The 15,492-nt window shown below is 52.9% G+C and carries 14 protein-coding genes, 1 pseudogene and 1 riboswitch; of the genes and pseudogenes, 6 read left to right on the top strand and 9 right to left on the bottom strand.

The features are described from left to right. Positions 1 to 424 precede the first annotated feature (424 nt). The 4 genes and pseudogenes from V4U84_RS27020 to V4U84_RS23890 all read left to right on the top strand — a co-directional run bounded on the left by V4U84_RS27020 (position 425) and on the right by V4U84_RS23890 (position 2,748). A complete protein-coding gene (locus V4U84_RS27020; protein WP_416367294.1) occupies positions 425 to 586 on the top strand; it encodes a hypothetical protein in 162 nt (53 codons plus the stop codon). Between the two features lie 66 nt (positions 587 to 652). After that, positions 653 to 1,000 carry an IS66 family insertion sequence element accessory protein TnpB gene (gene tnpB / locus V4U84_RS27015; RefSeq protein ID WP_416367293.1) on the top strand — a complete coding sequence of 116 codons (348 nt, stop codon included), beginning with the start codon at positions 653 to 655 and terminating at the stop codon, positions 998 to 1,000. Further along, positions 970 to 1,161: pseudogene (locus V4U84_RS23895) on the top strand (transposase domain-containing protein); the annotation flags it as partial. The gene tnpB and the pseudogene V4U84_RS23895, both read left to right, overlap by 31 nt. A gap of 162 nt (positions 1,162 to 1,323) precedes the next feature. After that, on the top strand, positions 1,324 to 2,748 hold the full coding sequence (locus V4U84_RS23890; RefSeq protein WP_334078080.1) for a sigma-70 family RNA polymerase sigma factor: 1,425 nt from the start codon (positions 1,324 to 1,326) through the stop codon (positions 2,746 to 2,748). A gap of 153 nt (positions 2,749 to 2,901) precedes the next feature. Here the strand turns inward: V4U84_RS23890 and htpG are convergent, their stop codons facing one another. From htpG to tenA, 9 genes are all read right to left on the bottom strand, one after another. Next, complete coding sequence (htpG, locus tag V4U84_RS23885) at positions 2,902 to 4,782, bottom strand: molecular chaperone HtpG (RefSeq protein WP_334073395.1); 1,881 nt, start codon at positions 4,780 to 4,782, stop codon at positions 2,902 to 2,904. Between the two features lie 117 nt (positions 4,783 to 4,899). Further along, positions 4,900 to 7,347 (bottom strand): Mbeg1-like protein, encoded by a 2,448-nt coding sequence (locus V4U84_RS23880; RefSeq protein WP_334078079.1) that lies wholly within the window; start codon positions 7,345 to 7,347, stop codon positions 4,900 to 4,902. Next, on the bottom strand, positions 7,340 to 8,095 hold the full coding sequence (locus V4U84_RS23875) for a hypothetical protein (protein ID WP_334073393.1): 756 nt from the start codon (positions 8,093 to 8,095) through the stop codon (positions 7,340 to 7,342). Before V4U84_RS23875 ends, V4U84_RS23880 begins: the two co-directional genes overlap by 8 nt. Positions 8,096 to 8,164: 69 nt before the next feature. Next, positions 8,165 to 9,337 (bottom strand): hypothetical protein, encoded by a 1,173-nt coding sequence (locus V4U84_RS23870; protein WP_334078078.1) that lies wholly within the window; start codon positions 9,335 to 9,337, stop codon positions 8,165 to 8,167. A gap of 36 nt (positions 9,338 to 9,373) precedes the next feature. Next, positions 9,374 to 9,697: a WXG100 family type VII secretion target gene (locus V4U84_RS23865; RefSeq protein ID WP_334073391.1), complete on the bottom strand. Its 324-nt coding sequence runs from the start codon at positions 9,695 to 9,697 to the stop codon at positions 9,374 to 9,376. A 250-nt stretch (positions 9,698 to 9,947) separates the two neighbouring features. Next, complete coding sequence (gene thiE / locus V4U84_RS23860; protein WP_334073390.1) at positions 9,948 to 10,637, bottom strand: thiamine phosphate synthase; 690 nt, start codon at positions 10,635 to 10,637, stop codon at positions 9,948 to 9,950. After that, on the bottom strand, positions 10,634 to 11,503 hold the full coding sequence (thiD, locus tag V4U84_RS23855) for a bifunctional hydroxymethylpyrimidine kinase/phosphomethylpyrimidine kinase (protein ID WP_334078077.1): 870 nt from the start codon (positions 11,501 to 11,503) through the stop codon (positions 10,634 to 10,636). The genes thiE and thiD overlap by 4 nt, the downstream gene beginning before the upstream one ends. Further along, a complete protein-coding gene (gene thiM, locus V4U84_RS23850) occupies positions 11,500 to 12,342 on the bottom strand; it encodes a hydroxyethylthiazole kinase (protein ID WP_334073388.1) in 843 nt (280 codons plus the stop codon). The genes thiD and thiM overlap by 4 nt, the downstream gene beginning before the upstream one ends. Positions 12,343 to 12,405: 63 nt before the next feature. Continuing rightward, the gene (gene tenA, locus V4U84_RS23845; RefSeq protein WP_334073387.1) at positions 12,406 to 13,092 is read right to left on the bottom strand and encodes a thiaminase II; all 687 of its coding nucleotides are present in this window, start codon (positions 13,090 to 13,092) and stop codon (positions 12,406 to 12,408) included. Between the two features lie 160 nt (positions 13,093 to 13,252). After that, positions 13,253 to 13,356: riboswitch (TPP riboswitch) on the bottom strand. Positions 13,357 to 14,154: 798 nt separating this feature from the next. On the opposite strand from tenA, the gene V4U84_RS23840 reads away from it, so the two are divergent. Both V4U84_RS23840 and V4U84_RS23835 read left to right on the top strand, forming a co-directional pair. Further along, positions 14,155 to 14,475, top strand: coding sequence for a helix-turn-helix domain-containing protein (locus V4U84_RS23840; protein WP_170287029.1), 321 nt, complete (start codon positions 14,155 to 14,157; stop codon positions 14,473 to 14,475). A gap of 38 nt (positions 14,476 to 14,513) precedes the next feature. Next, positions 14,514 to 15,416 (top strand): IS3 family transposase, encoded by a 903-nt coding sequence (locus V4U84_RS23835; protein WP_334074351.1) that lies wholly within the window; start codon positions 14,514 to 14,516, stop codon positions 15,414 to 15,416. Positions 15,417 to 15,492 lie beyond the last annotated feature (76 nt).

The following is a 15,492-nucleotide window of genomic DNA, read 5'->3' as shown; positions in this document are numbered from 1 at the left end:
AATGGATGAATGGCACTCCATGGTCCGGAAAACATCTAACGGAAATAGGAGCGGCTATTTTTGCAAAAAAGGCAGATTTCAAACTTTAACGGAAATAATAGCCGCTATTCGGACAAAAATGGCCCGTTTTAGTGGTGATTGCAGAAAATAGGCGCTACCAGTTCCGTTAGAATCGGGGAAAACGCTTTTTGGACAAAATAGCGTCTACTGCTTCCGTTAAAATTCCGGCAGATGGAGGGGGAGATGGAGGGGGAGATGGAGGGGGAGGCTGAGGCGAAAGCAAAAAGAGGTCATCCGAAAGAAATAGGAGGCCGCCTCATGAAAACCCAGAAAGCTCGCCGTCAAGAATGGATCACTCTCATATGGGAATTACAAAGCCAGTGGACTTACTAAGACTGCGTGGTGCTCCACTAATCAATTTACGTTGCATACGCTAAAGTACTGGCTTCGCAAATTAAAAGGGACGTCATCCAACGTTTCCACCAAATCCCGCCCCCCGGCCTTCATCCCCCTCTCCGTGGGTGACACCGCAAGTGTTGCAGCCCAGCCCATGCTACACCGCTCATCATCCCTGTCGGGGAAGTGAGCATCGAGCTTCGGACCGACTTTGACCCTCGCCCGCTTCGTGAAGTCGTTCAGGTCCTTCGTTCACATGCTAACGCTGCCTGGCACGCATACTGTCTATCTAGCTTGCGGATCGACGGATCTACGTAAATCCATTGACGGACTTGCCGCCCTTGTTCAGCAAGGCTTCGGTCTCGCCTCGTTCTCTCCAGCTCTGTTCGTATTCTGTAACCGTGAGAAGAACAAGCTCAAGATTTTGCAATGGGAACATAGCCTCGCCTCCGCTTATATCGTGCTATTCGATTACCGGCCAACCCGATACGGCGAGAACCCACGCGCTTTTCTCAGGGATTCGCGGGCTACTTGCATGTGGACGGTGGCACGCTTCTCAGGTGCTGGGCGCATGCGAAGACTAGTAGCACTATCTATAGTGTGATCGAGACGGCAAAAGAAAACGGGCTAAATCCGAACAAATATCTAAACTACTTGTTTGAGCAACTACCGCAGCTCGAGCATCCGAAAAATTCGGAAGCGTTGAATCGTCTGCTTCCGTGGTCGGTGTCGTTACCGCTAACCTGCCGAGTGTTTATATCTTAATACCAGCATAGTCCGACCCCCGTCCTTGAACAAAGGTAGGGGTTATTTGGCACTTAAATATAAAAAAGTTGGGACTGTTCTAAAGTCTTAAAATCGTATAAATTTCTTAAATCTTGGGATATTTTCGAGTCATCAATCGTGTTGTAATCAGGAGGCGAGTAAATGGGAAACAATTCTTTATTGCGTACGGATAAAGAATTGGCTGAACTCTATCAACGGCATGTCGATCAAGTTTACAGGCTGAGCTATATCTATTTGAAAAATCCCGTTGATGCAGAAGACGCTGTTCAATCTGTATTTCTAAAACTGATCAAATCTCAAATGGTTTTTAATGACCCCGAGCATGAAAAAGCATGGCTGATTGTAACCACTAGAAATTACTGCAAAGACATTCTTAAAAACTGGTGGAAAACCCGTCGCGTGGAATTAGACGCTATACCGGAATTTTCTTCTTGGAATAGCGATGAGCCATCGGGGAAGGTGCTTACAAAACTGCTTTCTCTTCCCGAAAAATACAAAACCGTTTTATATCTCTACTATATTGAGGAGTACTCGGTAAAAGAAATCTCGGAGATGTTAGGACACAAAGAAAGTACGATCCAAACGCAAAAAGAAAAAATGTTTCAGAACATTTTGACGCAAAGCCAGAACGAAAACACAAGGCGCAGAGGACTTCCTCCTATGAAACACGTAAGATCTGCAGTATTGGCTGCTGTGCTGATGGTTTGTTTAACTACAACAGCTTTTGCAGCGGCATACTTGGGAATAGATGAAACATTTTTAAAATTTCTTAATCCAGTCAATCATGAGCAGGCAGAATATTTGTCAAATGGCGCTTATGTGGTTGACAAACAAGTGGCAAACGAGAAAGGAACACTTACCATTAAGCAAGTTATCGGTGACAGCAATCTGACCTATATCTTAATGGACTTCACTGCTCCGAAAGGCACCGTTTTAAATGCAGCGCGATACCGTTTTATGGTTGACACGATGACGACAGATCAGGACACTCAAAGTTACGGGTTTGAGGTGGTCGACGATGGAAATCCGATTGACAATAAAGTTAGCTTGGTTATGAGAATTATGACCAAAAATTCAATAGCTGGCCAAACCGTTCATTTCAAATTAAAAGATTTACAAGCAGCAGATCCGCTTCCCGGGGTTTTTGAAACGGTCATACCGGGTTCTTGGGAAACTTCCTTTGAGCTGGATTTCAAGGAGTACTCTACGCTTTATCAGATCGATCAAAACATTACCATGTTTGGTTATAGGGCAGTATTAAAAACGATCTCCGTCTCACCCATTTCGATTTCTTTAAAAATTGAAGGTAAATCATTGAAAGAGATTGATGAGGCAGCCGGAAGATTAAGGAAGTCCGATGTAAATGAATTCAAATATTTGGATAACTACCCGATCACGATAAACTATAAAGATGGCACCGCAGAAACGACAAGTATTTTTACCGGATGGACTTTAACGGAATTTGGAGTTCAAATGCTTACGATCAAAACTTTTGAAAATGTTATAAATGATAAGGAAATCGCATCAATCGTATTTTTTAATAAAGAAATTCCGATTAATAACTGAATCTCTACTACACTACTAATGATCTCATTAAATTAAGCGTCAAATTCTCTCCGGCGTGCATAGCATGGCTAGGCGCGCTTGGGTATTTGACTTACCAATAAAACAACAAATCCCCCGCCAGGACAGACCCGGGCGAGGGATTATGCCGTTATTTTAAACCATCACTTTGCAAATGTTGTTCGTGAACTCCACCGGATCCTCCACCGGCAGCCCTTCGATTAGGCGGGCCTGATTGTAGAGCAGGTTGGTGTACAGTCCCAGCTTCTCTTTATCCTGTTCAAAGGCATCCTTCAAAGATTGGAACACCTCGTGGCCGACGTTGATCTCCAGCACTTTGTCCGCCTTGACGTCTTGGCCGCTAGGCATGGCGTTCAGCACCTTTTCCATCTCGATGGAAACTTCGCCCTCGGCGGACAGGCAGACCGGATGAGTCTTAAGGCGTTTGGATGCCTTAACCTCCTTGACTTTGCCCGCGAGCAGCCGGCTCATCTCCTCGAAGAGATCCTTGTTCGCGGATTCGGTCTCCTTGCTGTCCTTATCGCCTTCCTCGGGCTCGATGCCAAGATCGCCGCTCGAGACGGATTTGAAATCTTTGCCTTTGTAGTTGAGGATCATCTTGATCGCAAACTCGTCGATATCGTCCGTGAAGTAAAGGATTTCGTACCCTTTATCCAACACAAGCTCGGTTTGCGGCAGTTTTTCCAGACGGTCTACAGACTCGCCGGCGGCATAGTAAATGTACTTCTGATCCTCCGGCATCCGGGAGACGTACTCGTCCAGCGTGACCAGCTTCTTCTCTTTGGAGGAAGTGAACAGCAACAGGTCCTGGAGCACTTCCTTGTTCATGCCGTAATCGTTGTATACGCCGAACTTCAGCTGACGGCCGAACGAAGCGTAAAATGTTTCGTACTTTTCCCGGTCGTCTTTTAGCACGCTTTGCAGCTGGCTTTTGATTTTGCTCTGAATATTCTTGGCGATCAGCTTCAACTGCCGGTCATGCTGCAGAAGCTCGCGGGAAATGTTCAGGGAAAGGTCTTCGGAATCGACCATCCCTTTCACGAAGCTGAAGTAATCCGGCAGCAGGTCCCCGCATTTTTCCATGATCAGAACGCCGTTGGAGTACAGCTCCAACCCTTTTTCATATTCCTTGGTGTAATAGTCGAACGGCGTCTTCTCCGGAATAAAAAGAATCGCATTGTAAACGACCGCGCCGTCCGCCTTGATATGGATATGCGAAATCGGCTTGTCGAAACCGTACCGCTTCTCCATGTAGAAATTTTCGTAATCCTCGTCCGTCAGCTCGCTTTTGTTTTTCCGCCAGATCGGCACCATGCTGTTGAGGGTTTGCTCTTCCTTCACTTCCTCAAACTCGCCCTCGCTGCCTTCTTTCGGCCGGTGGGTCGTCACATCCATTTTAATCGGGTAGCGGATAAAGTCCGAATATTTCTTAATGATCGACTTCAGGCGGTACTCTTCCAAAAACTCATCGTATTGGTCGTCCTCGGTATTCGGTTTGATCTGCAAAATAATATCGGTCCCGACGTTCGCTTTCTCCGCCTCGTCAATCGCGTAACCGTCCGCTCCGGTCGATTCCCACTTATAGGCTTCCTCGCTCCCCAAAGCGCGGCTGATGACGGTGACCTTGTCCGCCACCATAAAGGCGGAATAGAAACCGACACCGAATTGGCCGATAATATTGTGGCCGTCCTTCGCTTCATTCTCGTTCTTAAAAGCCAGCGAACCGCTCTTGGCGATGATCCCCAGGTTATTCTCCAGCTCTTCCTTCGTCATCCCGATTCCCGTATCGGAAAGGGTCAGCGTGCGGTTGTCCTTATCCACCGTCAGCTTGATGTAGTAATCGTCTTTGTTGAACGTTAAATTCTCGTCCGTAAGCGCCTTGTAGTAAATCTTATCGATGGCGTCGCTGCTGTTGGAAATCAATTCTCTTAAGAAGATTTCCCGCTGCGTATAAATGGAGTTGATCATCATTTCCAGCAATCGTTTCGACTCGGCCTGAAATTGCTTTTTTGCCATGATTGGGCTCCTTCCTTCCAGTGAACAATATATTAGCACTCTAAGAATCCGAGTGCTAACGATCTACTTCTATATTAAATTTCCCTTTTTTTGATGTCAATATCAGGTCATTCAATTCTAGAGATTTCGGCTGGAAATGCCCTTTTTAAGCATACTTTCTATTTTGCCGTATTGTTCTTCGGCATGGGCGAGCGATTTGGACTTCCGCTGCAGCTCCGCGGAGACCCGCCGGCTCCGGTTTTTGACCTCATCGCAAGCCTTCTGTACCTGCCGCACCTGGCTTTGCACGTTGGATTCGCTATAAGAGCGGCCGACGCTGGAACTGACCCGCTCCGCCTCGCCGACCATCCGCGTCGTTTTGGCTTCGATGTCGGAATCCAGCAATTTCAGCTTGGACTGAAGATCGCTTAACCGGGCAAGATTCACCAGCAGCAGTCCGTGGGAAATTTTAGCCATACCTTTGACGACTTTGCCGGCGAACTTCTTGAAGGAATCGGCCGACCCCTTGCCGATCTGCCGGATGCCCTCCTTCGTCAGTTTCCCCAGCCGCTTGACCCCGTCTTTGAACTCGGAGACCTTGACTTTCACCGCATCCTTCACGGAATTGAAGGCGGTGTTCACTTTGTCGCACAGGCTGTCCCAAGCCTTCTTCACCTGCTGAAGCGCCTGTTTGAAGGCCGCGACCAGCTTCTCGGCGAAACGCTTGACGACAAGGGTAATATGCTGCGCAAACCGGGATATGGCCTCGCCGGCTCGGACCGCCGTATTTTTGATCGTCTCGGCCATACTGCGGATTCCGGCCTTCAGCCGTTCCCAGCCTTCCTTCACCCTTTCGGCGAAAGCGGTAAAGGAAGCGGCGATTCGGGCGGCGATTTCCTTGCCTTTCTCGATGCCGTCCTTGATTTTGTTGACCAGGAACTCCCCGGTCTCCCGAACCTTGCGCACCGAGGCGTCGATGAACCGGTTCACGCCTTCCTTCGTTGCCGTGAGGGCCGACTTCACGCCGGCTTTGAACTCGCCCCACTTCGCGGCCAGCTTATCCCGGGTATCGCCGATAAAGTTTGAAACTTTGTCCACCGCGCTGTTCCAGGCATCCCGGACCGCGTTGATGACGTGCTTCGTGCCTTCGACCAGGCTGTTGCAGAAGCTGGTTACTCCCTGCACCACTTTATCCTTAAACCGCATAATGGCCTCGCCGGCCCCTATGACCGTATTTTTGACCTTTTCGCCCATCTCCCGGATTCCGGTGACCAACCGGTCCCAGCCGTCCTTGATCCTCTGGACGAATCCGGTGACGGCCGCGCTGATATGTTGGGCGGTCGTCGATATTTTTGCGGCGATATTGGACATGAATTCCGTCAGTTTGTCCACGATGATATTTTTTAGAATTCCGCCGATCTCGGTCGCCAAATCATACAAGTAGCTGAAGTTTTGTGCATTGATCGCCGCGTACTTCATGAAATCGTCCAGAAAGTATTGGGGGAACACTTTGGCTCCGAAGGAAGTGACCACGAGTCCCAAGAAATCCTTTGCCCCGTCCGCGGCGTTCTCCAGCAAATAATTCCCCACATAGGGAAGCACCTTTTTGATGCTCTCCTTGGTATGCTCCGCGCTCTCCTTGGGGAAACCCTCCTCCCCGCTCTCCAGTAAAGCAAGCAAACCGTCGACCGCGTAGCTGCGGTCGGGCTCCTTCATATTGGCATTCAGGTAAATGGTCAGATCATTGATCAGCGTGGAAATTGCGCTTCGTTCCGCGGGATTACGCAATTCACCGTTTTCTTTCAGCATAATATTCGGCTTGTGATTATTCAAAAAATCGCGCTGTTCATCCGTATCGATATAGAAGATCTTGTCGGACTCGGCAATCGGATTGAGCAGGACGTTGACATAATCCCCCTCCGCGGAGATCGACGTGATTTTATGCCGGTTCGCCGCGATTTCATCCTTGTACTTCTCCAGGAACTCCTTCGAGAACCCCTGTCCGTCTAACGATACGGCCCGGTCCACCTTATCGGACAGAATCGCCACATACTGCGTCTTGTTCCCGCCCTTGGAATGGCCGGTTACGGTAATGTTCTCATAAGGCAGGCTGTTGATATAATCCAGAGCGGCTTTTTGCATTTCCGTATCGGACAAATAGCCGCCCGTCCCGTTGTCGTGCCATTCGTAGTCCCCGGACGTCCCCCGGAACACGACGGTCGCATGGCCTTGGGGATCGACAAACGCGGCGGACCGGTTGCCCGTCTCCAAAATTCTTCCGTCACTGCCGCGCACGGGGTTGCCTTTAGTATCATACGTCGTGCCGACGACGCCATGCTTGAGCTTCAACGACGTTAAGTCCTTATCTTTTTGAATCGCCTTCAGAACCGTTTCCCATTCGCCCCGGTCCATTTGCCCGGGATAGGTTTCTTTGCCGTCCTTGATCGTCTTGCTCTTGTCCAGGCCGCCGCCATGTAAAAGCGAGTCCACGATATCGCCGACGGTTCGATTGTTTTTGTTGGCCACATCATTCAGGTAAATCAAATTATCCAGCAGGATCAGCTGGCTTTCGGACAGCTCAGCCATCGACGTCGACCTCCCTCCCGTTCTGCCGGATCTTCAGCTCGGGCGTGACCATCACGGACTTGTAGTCGCCTACGAAATACTCGCTGTCATCCGCGGCGTTCAGGGCTTGCAAATCGATGTTCTCATACTTGTCATTACGGACAACGAAAAGCTGGACGAAGCCGACCAGTTTTTTCTCGCGCATTTTTTTGGCGAGTTCCACCAGGCTTGCCTCCACATCCGCCGGATTCCTCACTGCCTCCTGTTTCACAAAAACAACGGTATCGGAGGAAACAGTCTCCCCCGGGGCATAAATTTCTTCAATTTTCGTCTCCTTGTTCAGCCGATCCGGCAGTACGCCCTCGCCGAAATTGGTATACAGCTTGAACGTACTGTACATTTCTTCAATGAGACCGGACATGGCCGCTTCGTACTCCGGTCTGATATATTTTCCGAAATACCCGTCGCTAATCCGGTAGGAACCATCCTTCATTTGCGTTCCCCAAACTTCAAAAGCATCGCTTTGAGTTCCCTGTTTGGGATAGGCCGACAAATTGTCATAATTGTAGGCGAAGCCGCTCAAAGTAAGGGACACCGGAACGAATTCCTCCCCGTATTTTTGCTGCAAATGAGACAGCATCCGCTCCTTGATCGCTTCCGGATCTCTGTTCCGGTTGGTCTGCGCTTCACTCTTCATACACCCGCTCACTCCCAAAGAAAATATGATCGTCAACAACAGCATTACGGTTCGCATCGCCAGGCGATTCAATGGACATACCTCCTATGTAGGCATTCCGGTGAACCTCGTTCGGGTTCGTTCCGGAACCGTTCTTCATGTTTACCAATCCAACGTGAAATCGGGCATTTGGAGCAGCCGCTCCATATGGCTCGCGATCGCCTGGTCCAGACACGCTTCCAGCTTGGTCTGCTCCCTGTCCAGCAGCTCGTGGATCCGGTCGTAAAATCCCGCCATCCAGGGGGTCACATCAAACTGGCCCTGATCCAGCGAAAAGAGCGCGATTCCCATAAAAATCGTCTGCACGCTGTCAAACGTCCGCTCCACGAACGAGCTGGCCCGAGCCGCATGCTCCCCGGCGATTTCCGGCACCCGGGTATGATAGTCTTCGTCCCCGACCTTCGCAAGTTCCCGGACCATTACTTCACGGTTGGCCGTAAGCACTTTTCCGGCATGCCGTATCGTTTCGTCAACAGAGCGAAGAATCCCTTCCCGGTTCAAGGACCCGATTTGCAAGTAGACGGAATACACGCCCAGATCGGCCAGCAAAGCCCCTTCTTCTTCGGGCCCGGGGAAAAAGATTCCCCAAATGTCCGGCTCCACCGTGCCGGCCCGCTGATAGAACCAGCTGACGAATCGGGAAAATTCGCTCTGTCCGGCAACGACCGGGCTCCCCTCATCATCGAACTCCAGCTTCCGGTAATAAAACGCCTCGTCCTCTTCTTTCAACCCGCTTTGCTGCTTCACAAACACGACTTTTTCCTTACTAGCGCCGACCGGGTCGTCTTCACCGACATAATTGACCGCCGTTCCCGGCAGCTCTTCCTCGCCGGGCGCCCCGAACACAACCGCTTCCGCGCCGAGGATAGCCGCCAGTTCCGCGGCGCGCCAGCCGCCTTGTCCCAGTCCCGTAAAGCTCAGGGCACCTCCGGTGTCGGTGACGCGCTGCAGCGCTGCCGCAAATTCTTCCATGCTATATGTATGGGAAAAAGGGATATCCGAAGGTTCCTGCATAACAACAACCCAACGCTTATGTTCCTTGTGCACAAAAAAATAACGGTCCGGGCGTTCCCCATCACCCTCCCGCCGCTCCCATTCCCAGTCAACCAGGTTCGCCGAGCCTCCGATCTGCTGCGCCAAATCCCCTTGGCCCATCCCCGCAAGCTTCGTCTCCAGCTTGGCGGTCAATTCGAGCACGCCTCCGGATTGCTGCGCAGGAAGCAGCCCGGTGCGGGCCAACTCACACAACAATGCATAATCCTTTACGCTCCACATTCCTATTGTCTCTCCCCAATATAAAGATGAAGTTCTCTATTTTTTGTTTTTTTGTTGTTTCAATAGCTCCTCTTTGGCCTTTCTTTCCGCTTCCGCGCGGCGGCGGTCATCCGCGGCCTGCACTTCGCGGGCGAGCCGGTCCAGACCGGTTTCCAGATCGCGAATCTCCGCGTACAGCCGTTCGATTTCGCTGTGCGTTTTGCCGAGATAGTCCTCTTTGAACGCCTGGCCCGCTTTCCCTTTCCACCAGGAAGAGGTCTCGTGCACCGTGGAAACGAACTGTTTCTCCATGCGTTTGAGGTCCGCGTTTCCCTGTGACATTTTTCTGGCGACCGCGCGTATTTCACTTGATGAATACACCCTGATTCCTCCATTGCAAAAAGGTTCGCTCGGAATAAATTCCTTGCACGATTTACCAAACATACTACCTTATACCCCTTGAAATCTCCACTGCCAACGGGGCTGTTTCATGCAAAATATTCCTTTTGTCCTATCTGTCCTATGGAAAAAGTCCTTCTTCCCGGACGCAAGACTCACCGGCTTGCAGACGCGAAAAAGCGGCCTTGGAAGGGCCGCCTGAAGCGCATGGGGCGCGATATAGAGAGATATGTTAAAACGCCGACCTCATCTTCGACAAGAACGCCTGCACCGCGGTCCGGATTTCGCCGGCCGGAGCGCCGGTGACGGCCGAAATGACGGCTACGCCGTCCGCTCCGGCCCGGACCACGTCCCCGGCGCGGACGGCGGTAATGCCGCCGATGCCGACCAAGGGGACGCCGATGCCGAGGGCGCGCAGCTCCGAGAGCAGCCGGGTCCCCTGCACCGGGCGGGCGTCGGCCTTGGACGCGGTCGGATAGATCGGGCCGATGCCCAGATAATCCGCGCCCTGCTCGACCGCGCGCCGCGCTTCCTCCGGCGTATGGGCGGACACGCCCAGCAGCCGGCGGCCGCCGATCCGCGCGCGGACCTCCCCGGCGCTTTCATCGTCCTGCCCGATGTGCACCCCATCGGCCCCGATCCGCAGGGCCAGGTCCACATCATCATTGACGATGAAAGGCACGCCTTTCCGGCGGCAGGCGGCCTGCAGCCGGAGGGCCAGGGCGAACCGCGCCTCGCCGGTGCGTGCGCCGGGGCCCTTCTCCCGGAACTGGACCAGCGTCACGCCCCCGGCCAGCGCTTCCTCCACGATGTGCAGGGGATCGGCGTCAGCGCAGTTGGGAGTGCCGACGACCAGGTACATGCGCAGCAGCTCGCGCATGCGGTCCGGCCGTATCCGCGGTCCGGCCGCTGCGCCGGTCATAGCAGCACCTCTTGGCGCCGGCGGTACGCCCAGTGATTTGTCGGGCCATGCCCGTGCCCGAGCTCCAGGCTGTCCTCGATCGCCGCCTGAATAAACGCCCGGGCCGTACGCACGGCTTCCTGCAGTGCGGTTCCCTTCGCCAGGGCGGCCGCCAGCGCCGCGGAGAACGTGCACCCTGTTCCATGGGTATGCACCGTGTGAACCCGGAGGCCGACCAGTTCGGTAAAATGGCTTCCATCATACACTAGGTCGACCACCTCCACCCCTGACGGGGAGGAGGACCGGGATGTCCCACCGCCTTCAGCGTCCCGCTCGTCGTGCCCCCCTTTGATGACGACGATTTCCGGACCCATCGCGCGGATTCGCTTGGCCGCTTCCCGCCGCTCCTGCATTGTGCGGATCGGCAGCCCGGACAACGCCTCCGCTTCCGGAATATTCGGCGTCACCACCTGGGCGAGTGGAAGCAATTCTTCGCGCAGGGCCGCGACCGCTTCCTGCTGCAGCAGCGTTTCCCCGCCTTTGGCGATCATCACGGGGTCGACGACGACGCGCTTCCAGCGAAACCGGCGGATTTCCGCGGCCACCGCCCGGATGATCTCCGCGTCGAACAGCATCCCCGTTTTCAGTGCGTCCACGCCAAGGTCCGAGCCGACCGCCCGGATCTGCTCGGCTGCCGCCGCCGGGGGCAGCGGGTAAACCCCGCTGACGCCGAGCGTGTTCTGCACGGTGATCGCCGTAATGGCCGACATGCCGTAAACGTCCAGTTCCTGGAACGTTTTCAGGTCGGCCTGGATGCCGGCGCCCCCGCCGCTGTCCGAACCGGCGATCGTCAGCGCCTTGGGAATGCGGGAGAGGCCCTCCTTCATGGCCGGCCTCCGGCGGACGCCGTCTCGATCTCGCGGACAGCGGCATAGCCTTTGAGCGAATGCGGATGCAGCTTCGCCAGCTCATCCAGGAAGGCGGTCTGGAAGCTGCCCGGACCGAGGGAGGCCGTCCTTTCGGCGGCACGGGCGGCCGCCGTGCCGTAGAAGGCCAGCCCCGCCGTACCGGCCAGCATCAGGTCCTTCTCGACCGCCGCGAACGCGCCCAGCACCGACGTCAGCAGACAGCCCGTGCCGGTCACCTGCGTCATCAGCGCGTCTCCGCCGCTGATGATCCGGCACGAGCTTCCGTCGGTGATCACGTCCACCCGGCCCGTGATGACCACCACGGTCCCCAGGGCTTTGGCCGCCCGTACCGCCAGGGGAACATTGTCCTGGCTCTCGCTTTCCACGGCGTCCACCCCTTTGATCTCGCGGGCCTCCCCGATCAGGTTGGCGATTTCCGACGCATTCCCCCGCACCAGCGAGACGTTGACCTCACGCAAAATGCGCTGTGCCGTTTCCGTCCGGAACTTCGTCGCCCCTACGGCGACGGGGTCGAACATCACCGGCACCCCATGCTCGTTTGCGGACCGTCCCGCCAGGATCATGGCGTCGATCAGCCCCGCGTTCAGCGTGCCGATATTCAGCACCAGCGCGTCGGCGATTTTGGCCATCTCCGCCACCTCTTCGGACGCGGAGGACATCACGGGCGATGCGCCGACCGCATAAAGTCCGTTTGCCGTAAAGTTGGTGACGACTTCATTGGTCATGTTATGCACGAGCGGCTTTCTTTTTTGCAAACGGGTCAAGACATCCGACAATTCCTTTTCCAACAAACGCATAGAAGACATCCACCTTTCTATTCCTCGCGAATTTGATCGTTAACCGACTCCCGGGTTTGGCGTCTACATCACCGCGGCCTTCATCGGCACCGGCCACTCCTCCACCTTGAAGGCCATATCCCAGAACAAATATTCCAACTGGCAGCTGTACCAAAAATGCTCCTTCATCCGCGCACGTTCCTCCGGACTGGCTGTCTCCGCCCAGGCATCGACCCGCAAGCGCATCAACTCCGTCGCCTCGCCGGCCAGGCTGCCGTAGAACCGGATCCACTCCCCGAACGGATGGGATAGATCGGGCTTCACTTCCTCCATCAACCGCTGACCGATTTCCAGATAGGTCCACGGGCAGGGCAGCAGCGCGGCCATGATTTCCCCCAGGCTGCCTTGATGGGCTACCGTCAGCATATGTTTGACGTAATGGTCCGCCGACGGGGCCAGAGAGAACCCCTGAACCTCCTCGAACCTTACGCCGGCCACCGCGCAAAAATTTCGATGCGGATGGACCTCGCTGTGCAGTATGAAAGAAATCTGCTCATGAAACATCGCGATATCTTCCCGGCTGGAACACTTGGAAATCGCGATGCCGTAAACCCGCATGTACGCATTCAAATATTCAAAGTCCTGCTTCACATAATGAATCAGCTGTTCCCTGCCCAGCGTTCCTTCCGCGATTCCTCTCACGAAGGGATGGGCAAAAATCGCTTCGAACAATCCATCCGCCTCCCGGCGAAGCTCCTCGGTAAACCGCATTCCTTTCCACCTCCTATTGATGTTGAAATGAAGACGGAAGTCCCGGGAGCTCCGCCTGGTTGTTTCCGAGGACACCAAAAAAGCCGCCCCGGAAACGGAGCGGCTTCACCCAAAAAAAGCGTCACCCGGCACCCGCCTGAGCGGTGCGCCATCGCTTTTGATATGACCGACTCCACTTTCCTACGCTAGTACGAACTAGATCAGGTTCAAAGGGTCCAAGATATCCTCTTGTCTCAGCCGCTGACGGCTCCCCTAGTGGACTTCCTATTCATTTGCTTCTACTGTACCTAGGTTTGCCAAATCTGTCAAACCCTTTGAGCCAGTCTATCCGCCTTTGATCCCTATGGTGAGCCTGTTTCCCTGCAATAGCGGACTTTTTGGGCGTTACTTTTTTCAGCAAACAAGCCTAGCATGGCATTAAACAATTTAATCTTAATCACGAACAAATTTGTCAGCGGTCAGCTTCTCTTTGAAGTAGGGCTGATGAATAAGTGCCTTAAACGGCTCTATTTTGTCGAATTCAGCTGGGTGATGTGAAATAGTGGCTTTTCAGGGGCTTATTTTTGGGAAAAGGCAAGGCAAACCCTGATTTTCGGGACCCTTACCAGTCCAATAAGGCCCTTTTTGGCCGCTATGAATCCCGCGAAGCCGAATCGGGCCGAAACAGCGTCCCAAAAGGCCGTTAATATCGGCGGACGGCTAGGGAAATTGCGGGGCGCCAGCTCCTGCTCGCCACGTAACTTCTTAAGGCGGCGAATTAGTCTCAAGATGGGCAGCACCATGTCAGGGTCTGATGCAACGTTTGCTTCAATACCGTCGACCAGGATTCCGATTTACGTCAGAGTACGAGTTCCCGGCATATATTTGTCCTTCGGTCCTACGTTCGTGGTCTACACCCATCCTGAGAAAGTTCCAGCGAAAGTAAATTCCTGCAAATCTGCAGGAATTTCTCTCGTAATAAGCTACTTAAATAAAATTCCTGCAAATCCTCTAAGGCCCCCTAATTAAACTGGAGTCTCCCTGCCCAATAATTTAAACTTAGGACAAAGGGAGATGATCGGTATGGGAAAAAGGTTGAATGAAGAAAAACGTTTAAAAGTTGTGAAAGAAGCCATGGCAGGTGTTAAGGTGGGGGTATTGGCTCGAATGTACGACGTCCACCCTGAGACTGTCCGTAGTTGGATTAGAGATCATCGGGACTCTATTTCGCCTGAAGAAATTCCTGCGGCAGACGAACATGTTCAAGAGTTGCAACGCCTGCAGGAGGTAGAGCAACGCTACCAAAAGGCCGTTAAGGTCCTTGGTGAAAAAGAACTCGAAATCGAAATTTTGCGAGAGTTGCTAAAAAAGCAAAACCCCGCTTATCTGAAAAATTTGAAATAGCCGACCCATTCATTAAGCGGGGGGAACCGGCAGCTGTTGTGCTGCGCATTCTTGGGTTGTCAGAATCAACGTATTACGACCGTAAAAAGCGACTGGCCCAGTCAGCAGAAAAAGGCGAAGAACGTCCAACCGAAAGCCGTGCAGGTCGTCCCGTGCCTGGATACTCTTACACGGCTACAGGTGAGAAAGTTAGCGACGCACAAATCAAAGAATGGCTGCTCGAACTCCTTGAAGGAGAAGAGTTTGTCTATGGTTATAAGTTTTTGGCCCAATCCCTTCGAGATAAGTATGATCTCATCTTCAACAAAAAGAAGTCTTATCGACTTTGCCAAGAGTTAGACATATTGCAGAAACCTAGAAAGCGCGTACGTTCCCACCCTCGCCGATTACCGAGAAATCGAGTTATAACGGGGTCAAACCAACTTTGGCAAATGGACATTAAATATGGATACGCGATCGGGCAGGAACGGTTCTTTTTTGTACTCAGCATTATAGATGTGTTTGACCGAATGGTAGTAGGGCAGTATAGAGGCCCAGTATGCGAAGCTAAACAAGTCGTCCAAACCTTATGGTATGCCTTGCAAGACCGTATAGAGCCCGGCGAGCCCATGCCGGTGGTTCGTACAGACAATGGTCCGCAGTTCGTCAGCAAGCTATTTGGAGATACCTGTGAAAGCTTGGATCTTATTCATGAGCGTATACCACCTCGGTCCCCCAATATGAACGCCTACATTGAGTCATTTCACAGCGTCCTGGAGCGCCATCTGTTTAGCCAAAGGGACTTTATGACCCTCGATGAAGCTTATGAGGCGCTGGACCAATACATGGACTTTTACAACAACCGAAAAATTCACGGTAACTTAAGAAAAATGTCTCCAGCGAAGTTCTCGATATGGGTGAGGACACTGGAAGACACCTCTGCCTTTCATAGAGCGGTGTAATACGGCAGAATAAGGAGCAATCCTGTGAATTCATAAACATTGTAGGGTAGGACTCCGGATTAAGGGGGCCTAGCCG

Source organism: Paenibacillus sanfengchensis (assembly GCF_036864765.1).
Classification (GTDB): Bacteria; Bacillota; Bacilli; order Paenibacillales; family Paenibacillaceae; genus Fontibacillus; species Fontibacillus sanfengchensis.
This window is presented reverse-complemented; position numbering and strand designations above follow the sequence as displayed.